We start from the raw sequence: 22,277 nt of genomic DNA, 5'->3' as shown, positions 1-22,277 counted from the left end.
TCGACGGGGATCGGGGCGGGCATCCTGCGAGGGTAGCGCCGGAGCCGGGAACGACAGAACCCCCGGCCAGGGGCCGGGGGTTCTCGTGGTGGGCGATACTGGGATCGAACCAGTGACCTCTTCCGTGTCAGGGAAGCGCGCTACCGCTGCGCCAATCGCCCGTTGCTCCGTGCGGAGCGCCTCGTTCGGTGAACGATCGAGGTGGATACGGGATTCGAACCCGTGTATACGGCTTTGCAGGCCGCTGCCTCGCCTCTCGGCCAATCCACCGTGTACGGGATTCGGTGTCGGCGGCCCGAGGGCCGACCAGGTGGGAGGCACCCGAGGGTGCCGTCCCGATGACGCCGGTCCGAGGACCGGTGTTCGAGCGGATGACGAGATTCGAACTCGCGACCCTCACCTTGGCAAGGTGATGCGCTACCGCTGCGCCACATCCGCATGTAGGTCGTACTGGTGTTGCCGTCTTGCGTGTCGTGCTGCCTGTCCGGCGCTTTCGCTGCCCGGCTCGACCTAGAAGAATGTATACGACAGCGGCGCCGGAATCCAAATCGAGCGGACGCCGATCCCGCCGCTCGGAGTCCGATCCGCGTCTTTCCGCGCGAAACCGGCTCGTCGCCGTCCGTTCACCCGGGCGTGGCGGGCGTCGGCGGTGCATCCGGGCCCCGCGGATCCGCTACGATCGTCTCTCGGGTCGTCCAGTACGTCCCCCTGGGCGATTGGCGCAGTTGGTAGCGCGCTTCCTTCACACGGAAGAGGTCATCGGTTCGAGTCCGGTATCGCCCACCCTCACCCCCGGTCCTTGCTCATGCACTCGGCCGGGGGTTCTCTCGTCCCGCCGCGGCCGTCCTCCGTCGTCGCAGCGCCCAGTCGAAGGAGCCGACCCGCGATGATGGGCCGCTCGCACGCCGTCTCCGGTGCGCTCGCCTGGGCCGTCGCCGCCTCCGTGCCCGCCGTCGCCGGGCCCCTCGGCCTCGCGGGTCTCCCGCTCGACCTCCGACTGGTCGGCCTCGGAGTCGCCGCAGGCTGGGCCCTGGTGCCCGACGCGGACCACGCGAGCGCGACCGTCTCCCGCTCGGCGCCGGGCGCCTCCCTGCTCACGGCGACCGCGGGCCGGATCAGCGGAGGGCACCGGCACGGGATGCACTCGCTGCTCGCGGTCGCCGTCGTCTGGTACCTGGTGCCGGTGCTCACGGCGCTGCGCTTCCCGGTGCCGGTCGTCGGCCCCGTCGCCGTGGCCGCCGTGCTCACGCTGCCCGCCCTCGCGTTCGCCGCGAAGGCCGTCCGGGCCGCCCCCTCCTGGCGCATCGCCTGGGCCGGGGCGACGGTCGTCACGGTCCTGCTCGTCGCGCTCGCCGACGGCACCTGGGCGTGGCTCCGGGTCGCCGCGACGCTGGGCTACCTCGTGCACGTGGCCGGCGACGCCCTCACGACCGGCGGGATCAACTGGCTGTGGCCGCTGCGCGTGCGCCTGCCGCGGCGCCTGCGCCGGACACCGCTGCGCCACGTCTGGACCACCGGCGGCTACGCCGCGCTGCCCGTGCTGGGCTCCGCCGGGTCCTGGCGCGAGACGGTCCTCTACTGGCTCATGTCCGCGGCGACGATCGTGCTCACCGCCTCGATGATCACGGCCGAGCTGCTGTAGCCCGGGGCGCCCTCCTCAGAAGACCTTCCCCGGGTTCATGATCCCCAGCGGGTCGAACACGGCCTTGATCCCGCGCTGGAGCGCCAGCGAGTCCTCGCCCAGCTCCTCCGCCAGCCAGCGCTGCTTGAGCAGTCCCACGCCGTGCTCGCCCGTGAGCGTGCCGCCGAGGGCCAGGGCCGTGCGGAAGAGCTCCGCGGCGGCGTCCCAGACGTCCTCCCCCACGGGTCCGTCCCCCGCGGGCAGCACGAAGTTCGGGTGGAGGTTCCCGTCCCCCGCGTGGGCGACGGTGGGGATGCTGAGCCCCGTCCGCTCCTCGATGCCGCGGATCGCCGCGAACATCGCCGGCAGCGCGGAGCGGGGCACGCAGACGTCCTCGATCAGCACGCGGCCCTCCGCCTCGAGCGCCGGGTGGAAGGCCCGGCGGACGGCCAGCAGAGCCTCACCCTCGGCCGGGTCCTCGGTCGCCTCGGCGGCGCCCCCGGAGGCGGTCACGATCTCGAGGACGCGCTGCGACTCCTCCGCCGCTCCTCCGCCGTCCGTCTGGACGAGGAGGTAGGCGGCACCGCGGTCCAGCATCGCTCCGGTGTAGCGCGAGATCGCGGCGAGCGCCGCCTCGTCCATCAGCTCCATCACCGCGGGACGGAGCCGCGCGGCGGTGATCGCGGCGGAGGCGGCGGCCGCGGCGACGACGCTCGGGAAGTACGCGCCGACCGTGACCACGCGCCCGGTCGGGATCGGGCGGAGCTTCACGGTGGCCTCCACGATGACGCCCAGCGTCCCCTCGGAGCCGGTCAAGAGCGCGGTGAGGTCGTACCCTGTGACTCCCTTCACGCTGCGGCGGCCGGTGCGGAGCAGTCGCCCGTCGGGGAGGACGACCGTCAACCCGAGCACCGCCTCCCGGGTCACGCCGTACTTGGCGCACAGCAGCCCCCCGGCGTTCGTCGCGATGTTGCCGCCGATGCTCGAGATCGCGCGGCTCGCGGGGTCGGGCGAGAACACGAGGCCGTGCGGAGCGACAGCGTCCGACAGCGCCTGATTGATGACCCCGGGCTCGACCACCGCCAGCTCGTCCTCGAGAGACACCTCGAGGATGCGGTCCATCGCGGCGGTCGAGAGGACGAGCGCTCCCCCGCTCGCCACTCCCCCGGCAGCGAGGCCCGTTCCCGCTCCGCGCGGCACGACCGGGAGCCGGTGCTCCGTCGCTATGCGCAGCGCCGCCTGCACGTCCTCGACCGAGCGCGCAGCGACGAGCGCGAGCGCGCGACCCGGTGCGGAGAAGCCCGACTTGTCGGTGTGCACGGCCTCGAACCCGGGGCCCTCGGTCAGGACCGCGTCTCCGAGCGCGTCGCGCAGCTGTCGGAGGATCTCGTGGTCGTGCATGGTTCACTCCGTGCGGTCGCGGGCGGGTCCTGCCGATCCTTCCACGGGCGCGGGGCAGGATGGCGGGATGACCGGAGAGACGCGATGGCCGCGGTGACGAGCGCGGGGATCCTGCTGCACCGCGAGGGCCCCTCCGGCACCGAGGTGTTCCTCGGGCGGATGGGCGGCCCCTTCTGGACCCGGCGCCCCCGCGCGTGGACGATCCCGAAGGGCGTGCACACGGGCGACGAGACGCCGCTGGACGCCGCGCGCCGCGAGTTCGAGGAGGAGACCGGCGCTCCTCCGCCCGAAGGGGAGCTGACCCTCCTCGGCGCGTTCCGGCAGAGCGCGGCCAAGACCGTCACGGTCTTCGCCGGGCGCGGACACGCGGACACCGCCTTCGTCGCGAGCAACACCTTCGAGCTGGAGTGGCCGCGGGGCTCCGGCGTGCTGCGCAGCTTCCCCGAGCTGGAGGACGCCCGGTGGCACCCGCTCGACGAGGCCCGCTCGCTGGTGGTGGCCGGGCAGGTCGCCGCCCTCGACGCGCTGGCCGAGCTGCTGGCGGATCCGGACGGCGGGGACCGGGCCGGCACCGCCCCCTAGTCCGCGGTCGCGTAGACCCGCAGGCCCAGCGGCACGATCCGCACCACGGCCTCGTCGAATCCGTCGCGGGAGCCGTCGAAGCGCTCGGTCTCGCCGTCGTGCGCCCACTCGGGGTCGTCCCCCGCGGGCCGGCGCGCGCCGACGGTGATCTCCGGCGTCGAGAACGACTCCACCACCGGTGCCCGCCAGCCGGGCACACGGCCGACCACCGGGGTCGCCGTACGGCCGAGCAGGAGCGAGAACGCTCCCCGGGTGCGCGGAGTCCGTCCTGAGTGCAGGATGCGCACGTCGAGGTGGCCGTCGTCGAGCCGACGCCGGGCGAGCGGGGCGGCCGTGCGCGGGTGCTCCTGATTCACCCCGACGAAGTACGACCAGACGAGCTGCGTGCGCCCGTCGCGCCGGAGCTCGAACGGATCGGTGCGCCGCACGACCGAGAGGGCCGCGATCACGGCGGCGAGCGGCTTCCCGATCCGCTTCTCGCGCTTCTCGCGGGCCGCGACGAACTCCGGGTAGACGCCGATCGAGACCGTGTTGAGCACCGTGACCGGGTCTCCCCCGTCCGCGACGACCTCGGCCACGTCGACGTCGCGGCGCTCGCCGATCGTCGCCGCGTCGAGCGCGTCCTGGACGGTGAGCAGGCCCAGCGCCTTCGCGAAGTGGTTCATGGTCCCGCCCGGCAGCACGAGCAGCGTCATCCCCTCGGCACGGGCGAGAGCGGCACCGACCGACATGGTCCCGTCCCCGCCGTAGATCCCGAGCACCCGGGGCGGAGAGTCCCCCGAGCGCGCCTCGCGCACCACGTCGGCGAGGTCCTCTCCCTCGGTCAGCCGGTGCACGCGCGCCTTCGGGAACCGGGCCCGGACCAGCGGCTCGGGATCCGGGCGGTGCGAGTCCCGGCCCGCGCCGGGGTTGAGGACCACGAGGAGGGCGGCGCCGTCCCCCAGCGGGCTGCGGTCGACGGGGGGCCGGGTCGCGCGCTCCGAGACGGGCACGTGGCGCGGCTCGGCCGGCAGGACGGCTCGGCCGACGACCGCGACCGCCGCGCCGAGCGCCGCGCCGCCGAGGACGTCCGAGAGCCAGTGGACGCCGACGTGCAGGCGGGAGAAGGCCACGGCGGCGGCGAGCGGGGCGACCGCCGCCCCCACTCGGGGCGACTCGAGCGCGACCCCGGCGGCGAAGGCAGCGGCGCTCGCCGCGTGCCCCGAGGGGAAGGACGCCGACGTCGGCACCGTCGCCAGGCGCCGGCCGACCTGGACGTCGACGAGGAGCGGCCGGTCGCCGCCGAACACGCGCTTGCCGACCAGGTTCGCGAGCGCGCTGGCCGCGGCGAGCGAGGCGGTCCCCCGCAGAGCCTCGCGGGGACGGCCCGCCAGGAGCAGCAGAACGCCGACGCCGGCCCAGAGGACTCCGTGGTCCGCGGCCCGGGAGAGCCCCACGAGCGCCCCGTCGACGACGGGCGACGGGCGACCGGCGTTCAGCCGCCGGGCCGCACGAGCGTCCGCCCGGCGCACGACGCGCGGGACGGTGACGAGTCGGCGGAGCAGGACGGACGGGGGTCGGGTTCCGCGGAGGGCCATGCGCTCAGCGTAGGAGGAGGCGCCTCCGCGGTCCCTGGACCGGTCGATGGCGCGCTACACCTCGCCGAAGCCCGACTCGACCAGATCGCCGAGCCGGCCGACCGCCTCCTGGGCCTGCGGCCCCGACGCCGAGAGGACGACCTCGTCCCCGCGGTCGAGCCCCAGCGACATCACGCCGAGCAGGCTCGTGGCGTCCTTGCCGTTCGCGTCGATCCGGGCGTCGAAGGTGGCGGCGAGCGTCACGAAGTCGGCCGCGGGACGGGCGTGCAGGCCGTTCGGGTTGACGAGGCGGACGCGGCGCTGCACGCGCTCGTCACCGGGCGAGGCCTCCTCGGCGGGAGCAGCGAGCGCCTCGCCCCGGGCCGACTCCGCGGCGGCGAGCACCTCGTCCAGCGACGCCCCCGTGCCCGCGGCGACGGCGGCCGCGACCGCCCCCTCCACCAGCGGGGCGTCGGCGATCCGGACCCGGGCGCGCGCGTCGTCGTCGAGGAACTCGACCGCGGTCTCCGCCGTCATGATCGCCGAGCCGAGGTCGCAGAGGACGACGACCCCCTCGCCGGAGTCCGCGTCCGCCAGGGCCGCCGTGATGCGGTCGAAGCTGGTGCCGATGCCGCCGTCGTCCGTCCCGCCCGCGGCGACCAGCGCGACCGAGGCCGCCATCTGCTCCGCGAGCTCGACCAGCCCCTCCGCCAGCTGCGCGCTGTGCGAGACCAGGACCAGCCCGACGCTCACGCCGCCGCCTCGGCTGCTGCGCGGAGCAGGAGAACGGTCGACACGCTGCCGGGATCACGGTGCCCGATGGCGCGCTCGCCGAGGTAGCTGGCGCGTCCCTTGCGGGCGACCAGCGGGTCCGTCGACTCCGCTCCCCTCTGCGCCGCCTCCGCCGCCGCGGCGAGGACGTCGGCCGGAGCCGCTCCCTCCTCGGCGGCGGCCGCGGCCGCGTCGACCGCCGGCGTCCACGCGTCCACCATCGTCTTGTCGCCCACCTCGGCCTTGCCGCGGAGCACGATGCCGTCCCTCGCCGCGGCCAGGAGCGCTGCGACGTCCGCGCCCTCGAGCGCGTCCCTGCCCGCGACCGCGGCGGAGGCCTTCAGGAACGCCGTGCCGAACAGCGGGCCCGAGGCGCCGCCGACGGTGGAGATGAGCGTCGTCGCGACCAGCTTGAGCACGTCCGCCGGGAGCCCCTGCTCCGGCGCCCCGTCCAGCTTCGCGACCACGGCCTGGAAGCCGCGGTCCATGTTCTCGCCGTGGTCCCCGTCGCCGATCGCCCGGTCGAGCGTGATCAGCTCGACCCGGTGCTCCGCGATCGACTCGGCGGCGCGGCGGATCCACGCCGTCGCCCACGCCGCGTCGAGCCCGGCTCCCTGTGCGTCCTGCATGGTCGTCTCCTCCTCGTGGGCCGCTCCTGCGGCTGTCGTTCCGGTCATGGTGTGCGCGCGGGCGCTCAGCGTCCCCACCGCAGCGCCGCGGTCTGCACCGGGGAGTCCCACAGCTCGGTCAGGGCGTCGTCGAGCTTGAGGACGGTGAGCGAGAAGCCCTGCATCTCGAGCGACGTCGTGTAGTTGCCGACGAGGCTGCGTGCGACGGTGATCCCCTTCTCGGCCAGCGCCTCGGCTGCGCGGCGGTAGGCGAGGTACAGCTCGATCTGCGGCGTGCCGCCCATGCCGTTCACCAGGAGCAGCACCTCGTCCCCGGAGGAGAACGGCAGGTCCTCCAGGATCGGGCCGAGGATCCGGTCGACGATGCGGTCGGCCGGCTCCAGCGCGATCTTCTCCCGGCCGGGCTCGCCGTGGATGCCGATGCCGATCTCGATCTCGTCCTCGCCCAGCTCGAAGCTCGGCTCGCCCGCGTGCGGGACGATGCACGGCGTGAGGGCGACGCCCATCGAGCGCACGTTCGCGATCACCGTCTCGGCGATCGTCGCGACCTCGTCGAGGGAGTCGCCCCGCTCGGCCGCGGCGCCCGCGATCCGCTCGACCAGCACGGTGCCGGCCACGCCGCGGCGGCCCGCGGTGTAGAGCGAGTCCTTCACCGCGACGTCGTCGTCGACGATCACGCTGCGCACCTCGATCCCCTCGGCGCCGGCGAGGTCGGCCGCGGTCTCGAAGTTCAGGACGTCGCCCGTGTAGTTCTTCACGATGTGCAGCACACCCGCACCGCCGTCGACGGCCTGCGTGGCCGCGACGATCGGGTCGGGCGTGGGCGAGGTGAAGACGGGACCCGGGACGGCGGCGTCCAGCATCCCGAATCCGACGAAGCCCGCGTGCAGCGGCTCGTGCCCGCTGCCGCCTCCGCTGACGATGCCCACCTTGCCCGAGCGGGGCGCGTCGGCCCGCACCACGAACAGGGGATCCGACACCACCCGGACCAGGTCGGCGTGCGCCAGGCCGAAGCCGGCCACCGACTCCGTGACGACGTTCTTCGGGTCGTTGATGAGCTTCTTCATCGAGGTCTCCTCCAGGATCGGGCCACCACTCGGGCGTCCCGTGACCTGCGGGCGATCCGGCGCGTGGTGGATCGCCGCCCGCACCGTCGCGGACAGCAGCCCCACGTTACGCCCTGCGCTCGCGCCTACGGCAGCGGGACGACGGCGCGCTGCGTCTCGCGGACCCACTCCTCGAGCTTGGCCGTGGCGGCCCCGGAGTCGACGGCCTCCGCCGCGCGGTCCATCGACGTCCGCAGGCGCTCCAGGACGGGCGTGCGCACCAGGTCCGGGTCGCGCGCCAGGTCGAACGCCGCGAGGCCCGCGGCCGCGTTCAGAAGGACGATGTCGCGGACGGGGCCGCCGTCTCCCGCGAGCACCGAGCGCACCACGCTCGCGTTGTAGGCGGCGTCGCGGCCGCGCAGCTCGTCGATCCGCGCGCGGGGCAGGCCCAGGTCGCGCGGGTCGAGGTCGTGCTCGACCACGGAGCCGCGCGACACCTCCCAGATGTGGCTGTGACCCGTGGTGGTGAGCTCGTCGAGGCCGTCGTCCCCGCGGAACACCAGAGCCGTCGCCCCGCGCGTCCGGAACACGCCGACGACCAGCGGCACCCGGTCGAGGTGCGCCACTCCGACCGCCGAGGCCTCGGGACGCGCCGGATTGCAGAGCGGGCCGAGGAAGTTGAACACCGTCGGCACGCCCAGCTCGGCGCGCACCGGACCGGCGTGCCGGAAGCCGGGGTGGAAGAGGGACGCGAAGACGAAGGCGATCCCCGTCCGCCGGAACACCTCGGCCACCCGCTCGGGAGAGAGGGAGAGGTCGACCCCGAGTGCCGCGAGCACGTCGGAGGAGCCGGAGGAGGAGGACGCGGCCTTGTTCCCGTGCTTCACGACGGGCGTGCCGGCCGCGGCCGCGATGATCGACGCGGTGGAGGAGATGTTGACGGTCCCGAAGCGGTCCCCGCCGGTCCCGACGATGTCGAGGGCCATCGGGTCCACGTCCAGCGGCACCGCGTGGTCGAGGATCGCGTCGCGGAAGCCGACGATCTCGTCGACGGTCTCGCCCTTCGCCCGGAGGGCCACCAGCAGTCCGGCGAGCTGCGCCGGAGTCGCCGCGCCCTCCATCACCTGCTCCATGGCCCACGTCGCCTCGGAGACGCTCAGATCGGAGGACTCGAGGAGTGCGCTGAGAACGTGCGGCCAGGACAGGGTTTCCGACATGGCTCCCAGATTATGCGACGAGGATCGCCTCCCGGCTAGTGCGACTTCCCTCCCCTGCCATCGGCCATAATGGTCTGTGTGACGAGCACCTCTCTCTCCCCCACGGCCACCGCGCCCGTAGTGAACCGACCCAACCCGGTCGCGGTCGGAACGATCGTCTGGCTGGGCAGCGAGGTCATGTTCTTCGCCGGCCTCTTCGCGATCTACTTCACCCTGCGCAGCACCTCCCCCGAGCTCTGGGGCGCCGAGACCCAGATCCTCAACGTCCCTTACGCGGGCGTGAACACGGTGATCCTCGTGGCCTCGTCGTTCAGCTGCCAGTTCGGCGTGTTCGCCGCCGAGCGGCTGCAGCCGCGTGCGACGGGCCTCAGCCCGTTCAAGTGGGGCATGGTCGAGTGGTTCTTCCTCACCTACGCCCTGGGCGCGGTCTTCGTCTCCGGCCAGGTGCTCGAGTACGCGACCCTCGTCTCCGAGGGCGTCACGCTCTCCAGCAACGCCTACGGCTCCGCCTTCTACCTGACGACCGGCTTCCACGCCCTGCACGTCACCGGCGGCCTCATCGCGTTCCTCCTCGTCATCGGCCGCGGCTTCGCGGTCAAGAACTTCGGCCACAAGGAGGCGACGAGCGCCATCGTCGTCTCGTACTACTGGCACTTCGTCGACGTCGTCTGGGTCGGCCTGTTCGCCGTCATCTACTTCCTCAAGTGACGCGCCCGCCGATGCCCCACTCCACTCCCGACCCCCGCAGGAAGGACGCCTCGATGGCCTCCCCGAAGACGAAGAGCCGAGCCAAGAAGGGTCGCCGCCACCCGCTCGCCACCCTGGCCCTGATCGCCATCGGCCTCGGGCTCACCGGCGGGACCTACGCCGCGGTCGGCGTCGCGACGTCCGCCTCCGCGGAGACGTCGTCCACCAGCCAGCAGACGATCGACGAGGGCTCGAAGCTCTTCGCCGCGAACTGCGCCACCTGCCACGGCCTCGACGCCGCGGGCACCGACAACGCTCCCTCCCTCATCGGAGTGGGCGCGGCGTCGGTCGACTTCCAGGTCGGCACCGGCCGCATGCCGATGCAGATGCACGGCCCCCAGGCGCTCGAGAAGCCGGTGCAGTTCACCGACGAGCAGGTCGGCGAGCTCGCCGCCTACGTCGCGTCGCTGGCCCCCGGCCCCGCGATTCCCGAGGGCGAGGTCCTCGACGGACAGGGCGACGCGGCGAACGGCGCCGAGCTGTTCCGCATCAACTGCGCCATGTGCCACAACGTCGCCGGAGCCGGCGGCGCGCTCACCGAGGGCAAGTTCGCTCCCCCGCTGGGCGGCGTGACCGAGGCGCACATCTACGAGGCGATGGTCACCGGCCCGCAGAACATGCCGGTCTTCAACGACCTGAACATCTCGCCCGAGGACAAGCGCGACATCATCTCGTACCTCAAGTACATCGAGGCCAACCCGTCCCCGGGCGGATTCGCGCTCGGCTCCCTCGGGCCGGTCGCGGAGGGCCTGTTCCTCTGGATCTTCGGCCTCGGCGCGATCGTGGCCCTGACGGTGTGGATCACCGCCCGATCCAACTAGACGACTGCAGCGCCCTGACGGGCGCGACTGACCCACGGCACCGACTGGTGCCGACACGGCGTGAAAAGGAGAACCATGGCAGAGCACGATGAGGGTGGCACGGACCTCGCCACCTCGTCGGCCACCGGGCACGGAACGGCTCCGGCCGGCACCGCGGTCGTGACGCGGGACCGCGTTCAGGACCCGGGCCTCCCGCCGCACCGCCCCCGGATGACCGACCTCGACCCCAAGGTCGAGAAGCGTGCCGAGCGCACGGTGTACACGCTCTTCTACCTCTCCTTCGCGGGCTCGATCTTCGCGGTCGCCGCCTACATGGCGTTCCCGATCACCGAGGACGTCGCGTCGGTCCGGCTGAACACGCTGTTCATCGGCCTGGGCATGTCCCTCGCGCTCCTGGGCATCGGCATCGCCGCCGTCCACTGGGGCAAGCAGCTGATGTCGGACCACGAGGGCATCGACATCCGCCACCCCGTCCGCAGCGCGGAGCCCACCCGCGCCCGTGCGCTCGAGATCTTCGACCAGTCCGACAAGGAGTCCGGCTTCGGCCGCCGCTCCCTCGTCCGGAACAGCCTGATCGCCTCCCTCGTCGTGTTCCCCCTGCCCGCCGTGATCCTGTTCCGGGGCCTCGGCCCGCAGGACCAGAACCCCGTCGCCCTCCTCAAGACCACCCTGTGGGAAGAGGGCACGAGGCTCACCCTGGACCCGTCGGGAGCGCCGATCCTCGCATCGGACGTCACCCTCGGATCCGCCTTCCACGTCATCCCCGAGGGCCTCAACGACGCCGAGGGCAAGCTGGAGGAGAAGGCCAAGGCCGCCGTCCTCCTGATGCGCCTGAAGCCGGAGGACCTCATCGTCAGTGAGGGTCGCGAGACCTGGAACTACGACGGAATCGTCGCCTACTCCAAGATCTGCACGCACGTCGGCTGCCCTGTGGCGCTGTACGAGCAGCAGACCCACCACCTGCTGTGCCCGTGCCACCAGTCGCAATTCGACATCACGCGCGAGGCCGCCGTCATCTTCGGCCCGGCGAAGCGTCCGCTTCCGCAGCTCCCCATCACCGTCGACGCCGAGGGTTACCTGGTCGCCAGAAGCGACTTCACGGAGCCCGTCGGACCGTCCTTCTGGGAGCGATGACTCACATGTCCACCACCACCCCCTCACGCCCCTCCAGCTCCCCCGCGGAGCCCGAGGACGGCGTCATCCTCGGATCCGGCAAGTTCCAGAAGGGGTACGTCGGAGCGGCGTCGAACTACATCGACGAGCGCACGAGCATCTCCGCGGTCGTCAAGGAGTTCGGTCGCAAGATCTTCCCCGACCACTGGTCTTTCCTCCTCGGCGAGGTCGCGCTCTACAGCTTCGTCATCATCCTGCTGTCGGGCACCTTCCTCACCTTCTTCTTCCAGGCCTCGATGGTCGAGACGCACTACGAGGGCAGCTACCTGCCCCTCAAGGGCATCGAGATGTCGGCGGCGATGTCGTCCTCGCTCGACATCTCCTTCGACATCCGCGGCGGCCTGCTGATGCGGCAGATCCACCACTGGGCGGCACTGCTGTTCGTGGCCTCGATCGGCCTGCACATGCTGCGCATCTTCTTCACCGGTGCGTTCCGCAAGCCCCGCGAGCTCAACTGGGTCATCGGCTTCGTCCTCTTCATCCTCGCGATGGCCGAGGGCTTCACCGGCTACTCGCTCCCCGACGACCTGCTCTCGGGCAACGGCCTCCGCATCATCGACGGCATGGTCAAGGGCATCCCGATCGTCGGCACCTGGATCTCGTTCCTGCTCTTCGGCGGCGAGTTCCCGGGCACCGACATCGTCGGCCGCCTCTACACGCTGCACATCCTGCTGCTGCCGGCGCTGGTGCTCGCGTTCATCGCCCTGCACCTCGTGTTCGTGGTCGTCCACAAGCACACCCAGTTCCCCGGTGCGGGCAAGACCGAGCAGAACGTCGTCGGCTACCCGGTGCTGCCGGTCTACGCCGCGAAGGCCGGTGGATTCTTCTTCATCGTCTTCGGCGTCGTCGTCCTCATCGCCTCGCTGTTCACGATCAACCCGATCTGGAATTATGGCCCGTACGACCCCTCGCCCGTCTCCGCGGGAACCCAGCCCGACTGGTACATCGGGTTCGCCGACGGCGCCCTGCGCCTCGTCCCGCCGGGACTCGAGTGGGCCATCCCGGGCATCGGAACCCTGTCGTTCAACATCCTGATCCCGCTCGTCGGTCTCGGACTGTTCATCGCCGTGGTCATGCTCTACCCGTTCCTCGAGGCGTGGATCACCGGTGACAAGCGCGAGCACCACCTGCTCGACCGTCCGCGCAACGCCGCGACCCGCACCGCGATCGGCGCCGCCGGAGTCAGCTTCTACGCCGTCCTCTGGGCCGCCGCCTCGTCCGACCTCATCGCGACGCACTTCCACCTCACGATGGAGGGCGTGATCCACAGCCTGCAGTTCCTGCTCATCGCGGGTCCGTTCATCGCGTACTTCATCACCAAGCGCATCTGCCTGGCGCTGCAGAAGAAGGACCGCGAAATCGCGCTGCACGGCTTCGAGTCCGGCCGCATCGTCCGCCTCCCCGGCGGCGAGTTCATCGAGGTGCACCAGCAGCTCGATGAGTACGAGCGCTGGAAGCTCGTCGGTCAGGACGAGTACGAGCCCCTGATGATCCGTCCGGACTCGCGTGGCCGCATCACCGCCCCGCAGCGCGTCCGCGCCGGCCTCTCCCGCTGGTTCTTCGAGGACCGGATCACCCCCGTCACCCAGAAGGAGCTCGAGAGCTCGCACAGCGAGCACTGATCCTCCCCCGAAGGGCCCGGACGTTCATTCGTCCGGGCCCTTCGTCGTTCCCGCAGCGGGGCGGCGCCTGTCCTCCGGCGCGGTTGGAGGTCGGCGGTGGACCGAGAGCCGGTGAGACCGGATCACAGCGCCTCGACGGCGACAAGCCGGCAGGAACGTGAGGCGATCCTCCGGACGGCGAGGCCCCCGCTCCGCGGATCACGAGATGCCATCTGACCGCCGAGCTGGAGACGTCCGCCTCCCTCGGATCACCGAGTGATTCAGCCTGTCTCCGTTGTCGCGGCGTCGTCGTCCGGTGAAGTCCCCGTCCCCGTCCACGTCGAGACACTCGGCATCGGTTCGAGGGCACCCGTCCCCAGCAGGCCTATCAGGACTGCCCTCCCCCCACTCACGGTCGAACCCTCTGTGATCGGCGACGGCGACGCTCGCCGGTGCGACCGAGGAGGCGACCTCCGGACATCGACGACCGTCGCTGCAGCGGCGTCTCAGGCTCCCTGTCGTCGCGCCGACCGGCACACAACCCGTTAGCAAGTACCGAGGAGCTCCACGAGCTGCAGGGGCGCGCGCGGTTCCGTCGGGGTGCAGGCTCCACTGGGTTCAGAACGGTGTGCAAGAGGCCCGCAGGGCGGCGCAGGCGCCAGAACAGGCGCAGCAGCCCCAGTACAGCCGCAGGCGCAGCAGTATCCGCGATCCGTAGCGCGCCACCGCCGTCGGCACGCCGACAGGCGCACAGGAGAGCCGCCACAGGCGTAGCCCGCTCACCCGCGACCGGAGCAGGAGCCGTCGCAGCGCAGACCCGTAGGGGTGATGACGCGGGCCGACGCTCCTGCTCGGCGCCGCCCGCTGCACTCCCCTGCGAGCTTCCACGTCGCGGGCCGTCGGGATGTGCCCCGACGAGTTCCTCCGCGCAGGACGCCTCGGTGTCCCGCCAGCATGACACCGCGAGAGATCCAGCTCACCTCGTCATCCCTCACTGAGCGGTCCCGGCCCTCACCGGGAGGTCCCGGCTCTCACCGGGAGGCCCGATCCGCCACCGATCGGCGAGTGCCGCCCCTGCACGAAGCCGAATGGCCGAGCCGACCGGGCCCCGACCGCGCGTCGCTTCCTCCTGGATAAGCGGAAGGGCCGGGTGCACAGAGCCGAAGCCCTCGTGCACCCGGCCCTCGGCCGTGCGATGCGCCCTAGCGGGCGAAGTATCCGCGGTAGTACTCGTACACCCAGCCAGCGATGGCGACCAGGAAGAGCCCGACGGCGATGTAGGTGATCCAGAACCCCACGGCAAGGCCGAGGAATCCGAGAGCCGCGGAACCGCCCAGGATCAGCGGCCACCAGCTCCACGGGCTGAAGAAGCCCAGCTCGGGGTCTCCGTCGTCGATGTCCGCATCGAGGCGGTCCTCGGGGAGCTCAGCACCCTGCGCCTTGTGGACGCGGCCGACGTAGAACGCGATGAACGCGCCCAGCACGGCCGAGAGGCCGATGCCGACGGTGCCGACCCACTCCACCTGGCCCGTGTCGAGCAGCGACCACACGATGTACGTGATGTCGGCGAGGAGGAAGAAGCCCGCGAGGAGCCAGAAGAGATTGACGTTGGCGCGCATGGCCCTACTTCACCGTGCCTTCGGACTTGTCGTACGTGGGGGCGTCCGGAGCGTCCTTCGCCGGACCGATTCCGACGGGGATGCCGGCCTCGGGGTGGTTGAGGTCGAACGCCGGGGCCTCGCTGCGGATGCGCGGGATCGAGGTGAAGTTGTGGCGGGGCGGCGGGCACGAGGTGGCCCACTCGAGCGACCGGGAGAAGCCCCACGGGTCGTTCACCGTCACCTTGGGCGCCTTGCGGGCGGTGATGTACACGTTCAGGAAGAACGGGATCAGCGACACCGCGAGGATCATCGCTCCGACCGTCGACACCTGGTTCATCCAGGTGAAGCCGTCCTCGGGCAGGTAGCTGGCGTAGCGGCGCGGCATGCCGACGACGCCCAGCCAGTGCTGGATGAGGAAGGTGGTGTGGAAGCCGATGAACAGCAGCCAGAAGTGCCACTTGCCCAGCGTCTCGTTCAGCATCTTGCCGGTCCACTTGGGCCACCAGAAGTAGAAGCCCGAGAACATCGCGAAGACGACGGTTCCGAACACGACGTAGTGGAAGTGCGCCACCACGAAGTACGAGTCCGAGACGTGGAAGTCGAGCGGGGGCGACGCGAGGATCACGCCGGTGAGTCCACCGAAGGTGAAGGTGATCAGGAAGCCGATCGCCCAGATCATCGGGGTCTCGAAGGTCACCGATCCGCGCCACATGGTGCCGACCCAGTTGAAGATCTTCACGCCGGTCGGAACCGCGATGAGCATGGTCATCAGCGAGAAGAACGGCAGCAGGACCGATCCGGTGACGTACATGTGGTGCGCCCACACCGTCACGGAGAGGGCGGCGATCGCGATGGTCGCGTAGATCAGCGTCTTGTAGCCGAAGATCGGCTTGCGGCTGAAGACCGGGAAGACCTCGGACACGATGCCGAAGAACGGCAGCGCGATGATGTACACCTCGGGGTGGCCGAAGAACCAGAACAGGTGCTGCCAGAGCAGGACACCGCCGTTGGCCGCATCGTAGATGTGGGCGTCGAACACCCGGTCGGCGCCGAGGGCGAACATCGCGGCGGCGAGCACCGGGAACGCGAGCAGCACGAGGATCGACGTCACCAGGATGTTCCAGGTGAAGATCGGCATCCGGAACATCGTCATGCCGGGGGCGCGCATCGTGATGATCGTCGTGATGAAGTTCACCGCGCCGAGGATCGTGCCGAAGCCCGAGAGCGCGAGGCCGAAGACCCAGAGATTGCCGCCGAGCCCTGGCGAGAACGTCGTGCTCGACAGTGGCGCGTACGCGAACCAGCCGAACGACGCCGCACCCTGCGGGGTGACGAATCCGGCGACCGCGATGAGCGAGCCGAAGCTGTAGAGCCAGTACGCGAAGGCGTTGAGGCGGGGGAACGCGACGTCGGGGGCGCCGATCTGCAGCGGCATCAGGACGTTGGCGAACCCGGCGAAGAGCGGCGTCGCGAACATCAGCAGCATGATCGTGCCGTGCATCGTGAACAGCTGGTTGTACTGCTCGCGCGTCTCGACCACGTTCAGGCCGGGCTCGAACAGCTGGGCGCGGATGACGAGTGCCATCACGCCGGCGATGCAGAAGTAGATGAACGACGTGATCAGGTACATGTACCCGATGACCTTGTGGTCGGTCGACGTCATCCAGCGGACGAGGACGTTCGCCTTGCGCTGGACCGGCGGAGTGCCGGCGGTGCGCGTCGGGCGGGGTGCCGTAGCGGTGCTCATGCTCCCTTACTCCTCGTTCTCGCGGGCCGGCGCGCCGGTTCCGGGAAGGTTCGAATTGCGGTTGTACTCGGCGCCGAGCTGACCGGTCTGGCCCGCGTCGCGCAGCGACTGGATGTAGTCGTCGTACTCGCCCTGCGAGACGACCTTGACGTTGAAGAGCATCGCGGAGTGGTACTCGCCGCAGAGCTCGGCGCACTTGCCCGCGTAAGTCCCCTCCTTGAGAGGCGTGACGTACATGTAGTTCGTCTTGCCGGGGATCATGTCCTTCTTGTAGAGGAAGTCGACGACCCAGAAGGAGTGGATCACGTCGCGCGCGTCGAGCTGGATCTTGATCTTCTGTCCGACGGGCAGGTAGAGCGTGGGGATCTCGGACTCGACGAGCGAGCCGGCGGCGTCTCCGCCCTCCTGGTACTGGCCCTGGATACCGGCGGAGTAGACGTCCTCGTCGACGTAGTTGAAGTCCCACGCCCACTGCTTGCCGTACACCTGGATGGTCTCGTCCGGGTCGTCGTAGGGCTGCTCGATAGCGGCCTGGTCGCGCGCGGTGAAGGCGAAGAAGCCGATCACGAGGATCAGCGGCACGATCGTGTAGAAGATCTCGATCGGCATGTTGTAGCGCAGCTGGACCGGCAGGCCGGTCTGCCCCTTGCGACGGCGGTAGACGACCACCGCCCAGATGGTGAGACCCCACGTGACGACGCCGACGGCGAGCAGGACGATCCAGGAGGTGACCCAGAGTCCGATGACGCGGTCGACGTGGTTCGTCGTGCCGGGTTCGGTGGGGAGCCAGCCCTGGAGCTGCTCTTGCGTGCAGCCCGCGAGGACGAGGGCGAGGGCTCCTGCGACGGGGGCAGCGACCCATCTGCGGATTCGGCGATTGAAGCGCACCGGTGACCTTTCGGAAGACTGGGGACCAGTTCACACGAAACTGTATTAGACCGGCTCCAGCCTACCCTTCCGCTCCGGCGGCCCGGTGCACGACGACCCGCTCTTGACGTCCCGGCCGAGTGGTGCAGTCATGACGAACGGCGCCCGACGGGCCACCGGGGTGGACTGTCGGACGCCGTTCGGAGGCGCTGCGGCCCGGGGCCGCGCGGCGTCAGTGGAAGCTGTCGCCGCAGGCGCAGCTGCCGCCCGCGTTGGGGTTGTCGATGGTGAAGCCCTGCTTCTGGATGGTGTCCTCGAAGTCGATCGAGGCGCCGTCGAGGTAGGGGACGCTCATCTTGTCGACGACGAGGCCGACGCCCTCGAACTCCACCGCGGCGTCGCCGTCGAGGGTGCGCTCGTCGAAGTAGAGCTGGTAGATGAGGCCGGAGCAGCCGCCGGGCTGCACCGCGACGCGCAGGCGCAGGTCGTCGCGGCCCTCCTGCTCGAGCAGGCTCTTGACCTTGGCGGCGGCGGTCGGGGTCATCGAGACGCCGTGGGCCGCGCTGGGCGGGGTGGCGAGGGGGGTCGCCGTCTGGTCGGTCAGTGTGTCTGACATGTCACTCCTCAGGGGACGGGCGGAACGGTCGTCGTGCCTTCCGGGATTCTACGGCTGCAACCCGGGTGGTCAGCCGGGTATTCCACGACCGGTGGTCAGTCGCGGTGAGCGGCGGCGCGGAGCAGGAACAGCGCCTCGGTCTGCGCGGCGCGCTTGAAGACGCCCAGGTGCAGCGACTCGTTGGGGCTGTGCGCGCGCGAGTCGGGGTCCTCCACACCGGTGACGAGGATCTGAGCCTCGGGGAACTCGCGCACGAGGTCGGCGATGAACGGGATGCTCCCGCCGATCCCGGTCTCGAGGGGCTCGCGTCCCCACGCGTCGGCCATCGCGCCCTTCACCAGGTCCACGGCCCAGCCGCTCGCGTCGACCAGGAAGGGGCTGCCGGTGTCGACGTCCTCGACCGCGAGGTGTGCGCCGAACGGGGAGTTCGCCCGCAGGTGGCTCTCGATCGCGGCGAAGGCCTCCTCCGCGTCCTGGCCGGGGGCGATGCGGGCGCTGATCTTCACGCGCACGGACGGGACGAGGGTGTTGGAGGCGTCGACGACGCTGGGCGCGTCGATCCCGGTGACCGTGACGGCCGGCTTCGACCACAGGCGCGAGAGGATCGCGCCGGTGCCGATCGGCGAGACCCCGTCGAGCAGCCCGGAGTCGCGGCGGAGGTCCTCCTCGGTCGTCTCGGGCACCGCTCCGTCGTGCTCGGTGAGGCCGGCGACGGCGACCGAGCCGTCCTCGTTCCAGAGCGTCGCGAGCAGTCGGACCGCCGCGAGCATCGCGTCCGGGACCGCTCCGCCGAGCATGCCCGAGTGCGAGGCGTGCGCGAGAGTGCTGACGGTGAGGGTGAAGGTGACGTTGCCGCGCAGGCCCACCGTCAGCGAGGGGGTGTCGACGTCCCAGTTGTCGCTGTCGGCGACGATGATCGCATCCGCGCGGAGGGCGTCGTGGTGCTCGCGGAGGAAGGTGGGGAACGAGCGCGACCCGAACTCCTCCTCCCCCTCGATGAAGAGGACGAGCCCGAGGTCGTGGTCCTCGCCCGCGACCTCGCGGAGTGCGCGCACCGCGGCGAGGTGGGACACGACTCCCGCCTTGTCGTCGGCGGCACCGCGCCCGTACAGGCGGTCGCCGCGCACGGTCGGCTCGAACGGAGGCGTCTCCCACGCCGACTCGGCGCCCTGCGGCTGCACGTCGTGGTGGGCGTAGAGGAGGACGGTCGGCGCTCCGTTGCGGGCGGCGCGGGTGGCCAGGACGGCAGGCTGGCCGAGCACGTCGGTGCCGTCGATCGTGGCGCTGTGGATCGCGACGTCATCGAAGACGCCCGTCTCGCGCGCGAGCTCGGCGATGGCCTCGGCGCTGGCGGCCACGCGGGTCGCGTCGAAGCCGTCCCACGAGACGGACGGGATCCGCACGAGCTGCCCGAGCTGGGCGAGCGAGCGCGGCAGATCGTCGCGGACGGCGGCGAGGACGGCCTCCTCGTCGGAGGAGAGTGCGGGCGGAGTCGGAGCGTCGTGAGCCATGGAGGTAATCTTAAGAGACCCTCGATTCCAAGGACGTTCCCCGTGGCCAAGCACCCGATCGCAACCGACACGCCCGACGACGCCGGCTCCCCCGGCCCCGGGAAGGGCCGGCCGACGCCGACCCGGCGCGAGCAGGAGCTGGCCCGCAAGCGTCCGCTGGTCGTCACCGACCGCAAGCAGGCCGCCCGCGACGCCCGCGAGAAGGCCGCCGTGTCACGCGAGCAGGCCCGCATCGGCCTGGCCGCCGGCGACCAGCGCTACCTGCCGCTGCGCGACAAGGGTCCTCAGCGCAAGTTCGTGCGCGACTGGGTCGACGCACGCTTCAGCCTCGGCGAGTTCCTCATCCCGGTGATGGTCGTCGTCCTGCTGCTGAGCTTCTTCCCGCAGCCGGAGCTGCAGTACGCGACGCTCGTCATCCTCTGGGTGTTCTTCCTCCTCGCGGTGATCGACTGCATCCTCCTCGGCATGCGGATGCGCCGGAAGCTCGCCGAGCGCTACGGCGCCGACAAGGTCGAGAAGGGCATCCGCTGGTACGCCGCGATGCGCGCCCTCCAGCTGCGCGTCATGCGACTGCCGAAGCCCCAGGTCAAGCGCCGCGCCTTCCCCGAGTAGTCGGACGGCGGACCACGAAGGGCCCCTGCGGTCGCGCCTCGCGCGGCTCCGGGGCCCTTCGTCGTGCACGGCGGGTCAGGAGGCGCGGGCCAGTCCCCGGTTGATGTCCCGAGCCCACAGGGGCCCGCGGTAGATGAAGGCGGTGTAGCCCTGGACGAGGGTGGCGCCCGCGTCGAGGCGCTCGCGCACGTCCTCGGCCGTCTCGACTCCTCCGACGGAGATCACGCAGAAAGCCGCGGGGACCACGCCCCGGATCACGCGGAGCACCTCGAGCGAGCGCGCGGCCAGCGGGGCACCGGAGAGGCCGCCGGCGCCGGCCGCCTCGACCACGGCACGATCGGTCGAGAGGCCCTCCCGGGAGAGCGTCGTGTTGGTCGCGATGATCCCGTCCAGACCCAGGCGGACGGCGAGCTCGGCGACCCGGCCGACCTCGTCGTCGGAGAGGTCGGGGGCGATCTTGACCAGCAGGGGCGTCGTGTCGGCGGCGTCCTTGACGGCCGCGAGGAGCGGCTCGAGGCGGTCGATCTCCTGCAGGCCGCGGAGCCCGGGGGTGTTCGGCGAGCTGACGTTCACGACGAGGTAGTCGGCGAGCGGCGCGAGAAGGCGCGTGCTGATCAGGTAGTCCTCGATCGCGTCGTCCACCTCGACCACCCGGCTCTTGCCGATGTTGACGCCGATCACGGGGCGGCGGCGCGCGCTGCGCAGCCGGATCAGCCGCAGCGCCGCGGCCTCGGCCCCGTGGTTGTTGAAGCCCATCCGGTTGACGACGGCGCGGTCCGCGATCAGCCGGAAGAGGCGCGGCCGGTCGTTGCCCGGCTGCGCCCGCGCGGTCAGGGTCCCGACCTCGACGTGTCCGAAGCCGAGCGCACCGAAGCCCAGGACCGCGGTGGCGTCCTTGTCGAAGCCGGCCGCGACGCCGAACGGGGTCTCGAAGCGGAGCCCGAGCGTCTCGACCGCGGGCGTTCCGCGCGGGACGGTGGTCCGGCGCAGGACCGGAGCGAGGGCTCCGAGGGCCCGGATCACCGGGAAGCTCAGGTGGTGCGCCCGCTCCGGGTCGAGGCGGCGCAGGACGGTGCGGAACAGGAGCGGGTACACCCGGGCCTCAGATCTCGTCGGCGCTGTGGGGCACGGAGGTGCGCTCGGCGCGGAGCAGGGTGATCGCAGACTCGAAGTCGTCCAGCGAGTCGAACGCCTGGTAGACGCTCGCGAAGCGGAGGTAGGCCACCTCGTCGAGCTCGCGCAGCGGCGGCAGGATGGCGAGGCCGATGTCGTTCGCGTCGATCTGCGACGCGCCCGTGGAGCGGATGCTCTCCTCCACCCGCTGCGCGAGCACGGCCAGATCGGTGTCGGTGACGGGCCGGCCCTGGCAGGCCTTCCGGACGCCGCTGACGATCTTCTCGCGGCTGAACGGCTCCACGACTCCGCTGCGCTTGATCACGACGAGGCTCGCGGTCTCGGTCGTCGAGAAGCGCCGGCCGCACGACGGGCACTGCCGGCGGCGGCGGATCGAGAGGCCGTCGTCGCTCGTGCGCGAGTCGATCACTCGGGAGTCGGGGTGCCGGCAGAAGGGGCAGAACATCGAGGGCCTCTCGGTCTCAGGCGAAGCGGGCGTCGACGGCGTCGCCGTGGGCGGGCAGCGCCTCGGCGTCGCTGAGAGCGCGGATGTGCGGGGCGACGCGCTCGAGCGCACCGCGGTCGTACGAGATCAGCTGCTGCGGCCGGAGGAAGGTGTAGGCGCCGAGCCCGGAGGAGAAGCGCGCCTGCCCCAGCGTCGGGAGCACGTGGTTGGAGCCGGCGAGGTAGTCGCCCAGGCTCACCGGGGTGGTCGGGCCGAGGAAGATCGCGCCGGCGTCGTGGATCCGCTCGGCCGTCGCGACGGGGTCGGCCGTGTGCAGCTCGAGGTGCTCGGGGCCGTAGGCGTCGCTGAACGCGCAGGCGAGCTCGAGGTCGTCGACGATCACGAGCGCGGACTGCGGGCCGTCGAGCGCGATGGCCACGCGCTCCGCGTGGTGGGTGGCGGCGGCCTGGACGGCGACCTCGCGCTCGACGGCGGCGGCGAGCTCGGCGCTGTCGGTGACCAGGACCGCGGAGGCGGCCTCGTCGTGCTCGGCCTGGCTGACCAGGTCGGCGGCGACCAGGCGCGGGTCGGCGGAGTCGT

General features: G+C 71.4%; 21 protein-coding genes and 4 tRNA genes. 8 read left to right on the top strand and 17 right to left on the bottom strand.

Annotated elements, in window-relative coordinates:
• Nucleotides 1–86 precede the first annotated feature (86 nt).
• The 3 genes from C5D04_RS14480 to C5D04_RS14470 form a co-directional block, all read right to left on the bottom strand.
• Nucleotides 87–161, bottom strand: a tRNA-Val gene (locus C5D04_RS14480).
• 38 nt (nucleotides 162–199) lie between these two features.
• Nucleotides 200–270 (bottom strand) — tRNA-Cys (locus tag C5D04_RS14475).
• A 96-nt stretch (nucleotides 271–366) separates the two neighbouring features.
• A tRNA-Gly gene (locus tag C5D04_RS14470) sits at nucleotides 367–438 on the bottom strand.
• A 272-nt stretch (nucleotides 439–710) separates the two neighbouring features.
• Between C5D04_RS14470 and C5D04_RS14465 the strand changes: the two genes are divergently transcribed.
• Nucleotides 711–783: transfer RNA gene (locus C5D04_RS14465), tRNA-Val, on the top strand.
• Between the two features lie 103 nt (nucleotides 784–886).
• Complete coding sequence (locus C5D04_RS14460) at nucleotides 887–1,642, top strand: metal-dependent hydrolase (RefSeq protein ID WP_104269509.1); 756 nt, start codon at nucleotides 887–889, stop codon at nucleotides 1,640–1,642.
• Between the two features lie 15 nt (nucleotides 1,643–1,657).
• Here C5D04_RS14460 and C5D04_RS14455 read toward each other — a convergent pair whose 3' ends face one another.
• Nucleotides 1,658–3,022 carry an FAD-binding oxidoreductase gene (locus C5D04_RS14455; protein ID WP_104336095.1) on the bottom strand — a complete coding sequence of 455 codons (1,365 nt, stop codon included), beginning with the start codon at nucleotides 3,020–3,022 and terminating at the stop codon, nucleotides 1,658–1,660.
• An 84-nt stretch (nucleotides 3,023–3,106) separates the two neighbouring features.
• Between C5D04_RS14455 and C5D04_RS14450 the strand changes: the two genes are divergently transcribed.
• Nucleotides 3,107–3,604: an NUDIX domain-containing protein gene (locus C5D04_RS14450; protein WP_104329186.1), complete on the top strand. Its 498-nt coding sequence runs from the start codon at nucleotides 3,107–3,109 to the stop codon at nucleotides 3,602–3,604.
• Here the strand turns inward: C5D04_RS14450 and C5D04_RS14445 are convergent.
• The 5 genes from C5D04_RS14445 to trpD form a co-directional block, all read right to left on the bottom strand.
• Nucleotides 3,601–5,181: a bifunctional phosphatase PAP2/diacylglycerol kinase family protein gene (locus C5D04_RS14445; RefSeq protein WP_104347905.1), complete on the bottom strand. Its 1,581-nt coding sequence runs from the start codon at nucleotides 5,179–5,181 to the stop codon at nucleotides 3,601–3,603. The two genes, C5D04_RS14450 and C5D04_RS14445, sit on opposite strands and share 4 nt — an antisense overlap.
• Before the next feature lie 54 nt (nucleotides 5,182–5,235).
• A complete protein-coding gene (dhaM, locus tag C5D04_RS14440; RefSeq protein WP_104347904.1) occupies nucleotides 5,236–5,913 on the bottom strand; it encodes a dihydroxyacetone kinase phosphoryl donor subunit DhaM in 678 nt (225 codons plus the stop codon).
• Complete coding sequence (gene dhaL / locus C5D04_RS14435) at nucleotides 5,910–6,560, bottom strand: dihydroxyacetone kinase subunit DhaL (protein ID WP_104347906.1); 651 nt, start codon at nucleotides 6,558–6,560, stop codon at nucleotides 5,910–5,912. Before dhaL ends, dhaM begins: the two co-directional genes overlap by 4 nt.
• Before the next feature lie 65 nt (nucleotides 6,561–6,625).
• On the bottom strand, nucleotides 6,626–7,627 hold the full coding sequence (gene dhaK / locus C5D04_RS14430) for a dihydroxyacetone kinase subunit DhaK (protein ID WP_104224645.1): 1,002 nt from the start codon (nucleotides 7,625–7,627) through the stop codon (nucleotides 6,626–6,628).
• A gap of 125 nt (nucleotides 7,628–7,752) precedes the next feature.
• Nucleotides 7,753–8,823 (bottom strand): anthranilate phosphoribosyltransferase, encoded by a 1,071-nt coding sequence (gene trpD, locus C5D04_RS14425; protein WP_104225357.1) that lies wholly within the window; start codon nucleotides 8,821–8,823, stop codon nucleotides 7,753–7,755.
• Nucleotides 8,824–8,892: 69 nt separating this feature from the next.
• Between trpD and C5D04_RS14420 the strand changes: the two genes are divergently transcribed.
• The 4 genes from C5D04_RS14420 to C5D04_RS14405 all read left to right on the top strand — a co-directional run bounded on the left by C5D04_RS14420 (nucleotide 8,893) and on the right by C5D04_RS14405 (nucleotide 13,186).
• Entirely contained in the window at nucleotides 8,893–9,531 is a 639-nt protein-coding gene (locus tag C5D04_RS14420) for a heme-copper oxidase subunit III (RefSeq protein ID WP_104224647.1), read from the top strand.
• A 53-nt stretch (nucleotides 9,532–9,584) separates the two neighbouring features.
• Nucleotides 9,585–10,391: a c-type cytochrome gene (locus C5D04_RS14415; RefSeq protein WP_104224648.1), complete on the top strand. Its 807-nt coding sequence runs from the start codon at nucleotides 9,585–9,587 to the stop codon at nucleotides 10,389–10,391.
• Nucleotides 10,392–10,466: 75 nt separating this feature from the next.
• Nucleotides 10,467–11,525: a ubiquinol-cytochrome c reductase iron-sulfur subunit gene (locus C5D04_RS14410; protein WP_104225358.1), complete on the top strand. Its 1,059-nt coding sequence runs from the start codon at nucleotides 10,467–10,469 to the stop codon at nucleotides 11,523–11,525.
• Nucleotides 11,526–11,530: 5 nt separating this feature from the next.
• Entirely contained in the window at nucleotides 11,531–13,186 is a 1,656-nt protein-coding gene (locus C5D04_RS14405; RefSeq protein ID WP_104224650.1) for a ubiquinol-cytochrome c reductase cytochrome b subunit, read from the top strand.
• Between the two features lie 1,181 nt (nucleotides 13,187–14,367).
• On the opposite strand, the gene C5D04_RS14400 is transcribed toward C5D04_RS14405, so the two are convergent.
• The 5 genes from C5D04_RS14400 to C5D04_RS14380 form a co-directional block, all read right to left on the bottom strand.
• Nucleotides 14,368–14,784 (bottom strand): cytochrome c oxidase subunit 4, encoded by a 417-nt coding sequence (locus C5D04_RS14400; protein WP_104224651.1) that lies wholly within the window; start codon nucleotides 14,782–14,784, stop codon nucleotides 14,368–14,370.
• Nucleotides 14,785–14,788: 4 nt separating this feature from the next.
• Nucleotides 14,789–16,513, bottom strand: coding sequence for a cytochrome c oxidase subunit I (ctaD, locus tag C5D04_RS14395; protein ID WP_104224652.1), 1,725 nt, complete (start codon nucleotides 16,511–16,513; stop codon nucleotides 14,789–14,791).
• A gap of 6 nt (nucleotides 16,514–16,519) precedes the next feature.
• Nucleotides 16,520–17,401 (bottom strand): cytochrome c oxidase subunit II, encoded by an 882-nt coding sequence (gene coxB / locus C5D04_RS14390; RefSeq protein WP_104224653.1) that lies wholly within the window; start codon nucleotides 17,399–17,401, stop codon nucleotides 16,520–16,522.
• 211 nt (nucleotides 17,402–17,612) lie between these two features.
• The gene (gene erpA, locus C5D04_RS14385; RefSeq protein WP_104224654.1) at nucleotides 17,613–17,996 is read right to left on the bottom strand and encodes an iron-sulfur cluster insertion protein ErpA; all 384 of its coding nucleotides are present in this window, start codon (nucleotides 17,994–17,996) and stop codon (nucleotides 17,613–17,615) included.
• 95 nt (nucleotides 17,997–18,091) lie between these two features.
• Nucleotides 18,092–19,507, bottom strand: a complete 1,416-nt coding sequence (locus C5D04_RS14380) for a dipeptidase (RefSeq protein WP_104233338.1) — start codon at nucleotides 19,505–19,507, stop codon at nucleotides 18,092–18,094.
• Between the two features lie 42 nt (nucleotides 19,508–19,549).
• Between C5D04_RS14380 and C5D04_RS14375 the strand changes: the two genes are divergently transcribed.
• On the top strand, nucleotides 19,550–20,119 hold the full coding sequence (locus tag C5D04_RS14375; RefSeq protein ID WP_181067792.1) for a DUF3043 domain-containing protein: 570 nt from the start codon (nucleotides 19,550–19,552) through the stop codon (nucleotides 20,117–20,119).
• A 75-nt stretch (nucleotides 20,120–20,194) separates the two neighbouring features.
• Here C5D04_RS14375 and C5D04_RS14370 read toward each other — a convergent pair whose 3' ends face one another.
• The 3 genes from C5D04_RS14370 to C5D04_RS14360 form a co-directional block, all read right to left on the bottom strand.
• The gene (locus C5D04_RS14370) at nucleotides 20,195–21,214 is read right to left on the bottom strand and encodes a quinone-dependent dihydroorotate dehydrogenase (RefSeq protein ID WP_104347903.1); all 1,020 of its coding nucleotides are present in this window, start codon (nucleotides 21,212–21,214) and stop codon (nucleotides 20,195–20,197) included.
• A 7-nt stretch (nucleotides 21,215–21,221) separates the two neighbouring features.
• The gene (gene nrdR, locus C5D04_RS14365) at nucleotides 21,222–21,698 is read right to left on the bottom strand and encodes a transcriptional regulator NrdR (RefSeq protein ID WP_104224657.1); all 477 of its coding nucleotides are present in this window, start codon (nucleotides 21,696–21,698) and stop codon (nucleotides 21,222–21,224) included.
• A 16-nt stretch (nucleotides 21,699–21,714) separates the two neighbouring features.
• On the bottom strand, nucleotides 21,715–22,277 hold a 563-nt coding region (locus tag C5D04_RS14360), incomplete at its 5' end, for a histidinol dehydrogenase (protein ID WP_181137725.1).

Origin of the sequence: Rathayibacter sp. AY1D2, from assembly GCF_002932695.1 — a bacterium.
Classification (GTDB): domain Bacteria; phylum Actinomycetota; class Actinomycetes; order Actinomycetales; family Microbacteriaceae; genus Rathayibacter.
The sequence above is the reverse complement of the archived record's forward strand: the minus strand, read 5'-3'. Positions and strand labels throughout refer to the sequence as shown.

What these genes read in the sequence shown, in the direction of transcription:
- C5D04_RS14410 (WP_104225358.1), top strand. Translation starts at nt 10,467, where the DNA reads ATGGCAGAGCACGATGAGGGTGGCACGGACCTCGCCACCTCGTCGGCC.
- dhaK (WP_104224645.1), bottom strand. Translation starts at nt 7,627, where the DNA reads ATGAAGAAGCTCATCAACGACCCGAAGAACGTCGTCACGGAGTCGGTG.
- C5D04_RS14420 (WP_104224647.1), top strand. Translation starts at nt 8,893, where the DNA reads ATGGTCTGTGTGACGAGCACCTCTCTCTCCCCCACGGCCACCGCGCCC.
- C5D04_RS14380 (WP_104233338.1), bottom strand. Translation starts at nt 19,507, where the DNA reads ATGGCTCACGACGCTCCGACTCCGCCCGCACTCTCCTCCGACGAGGAG.
- C5D04_RS14455 (WP_104336095.1), bottom strand. Translation starts at nt 3,022, where the DNA reads ATGCACGACCACGAGATCCTCCGACAGCTGCGCGACGCGCTCGGAGAC.
- C5D04_RS14405 (WP_104224650.1), top strand. Translation starts at nt 11,531, where the DNA reads ATGTCCACCACCACCCCCTCACGCCCCTCCAGCTCCCCCGCGGAGCCC.
- trpD (WP_104225357.1), bottom strand. Translation starts at nt 8,823, where the DNA reads ATGTCGGAAACCCTGTCCTGGCCGCACGTTCTCAGCGCACTCCTCGAG.
- C5D04_RS14415 (WP_104224648.1), top strand. Translation starts at nt 9,585, where the DNA reads ATGGCCTCCCCGAAGACGAAGAGCCGAGCCAAGAAGGGTCGCCGCCAC.
- dhaL (WP_104347906.1), bottom strand. Translation starts at nt 6,560, where the DNA reads ATGCAGGACGCACAGGGAGCCGGGCTCGACGCGGCGTGGGCGACGGCG.
- C5D04_RS14450 (WP_104329186.1), top strand. Translation starts at nt 3,107, where the DNA reads ATGGCCGCGGTGACGAGCGCGGGGATCCTGCTGCACCGCGAGGGCCCC.
- C5D04_RS14445 (WP_104347905.1), bottom strand. Translation starts at nt 5,181, where the DNA reads ATGGCCCTCCGCGGAACCCGACCCCCGTCCGTCCTGCTCCGCCGACTC.
- erpA (WP_104224654.1), bottom strand. Translation starts at nt 17,996, where the DNA reads ATGTCAGACACACTGACCGACCAGACGGCGACCCCCCTCGCCACCCCG.
- C5D04_RS14460 (WP_104269509.1), top strand. Translation starts at nt 887, where the DNA reads ATGATGGGCCGCTCGCACGCCGTCTCCGGTGCGCTCGCCTGGGCCGTC.
- nrdR (WP_104224657.1), bottom strand. Translation starts at nt 21,698, where the DNA reads ATGTTCTGCCCCTTCTGCCGGCACCCCGACTCCCGAGTGATCGACTCG.
- C5D04_RS14400 (WP_104224651.1), bottom strand. Translation starts at nt 14,784, where the DNA reads ATGCGCGCCAACGTCAATCTCTTCTGGCTCCTCGCGGGCTTCTTCCTC.
- ctaD (WP_104224652.1), bottom strand. Translation starts at nt 16,513, where the DNA reads ATGAGCACCGCTACGGCACCCCGCCCGACGCGCACCGCCGGCACTCCG.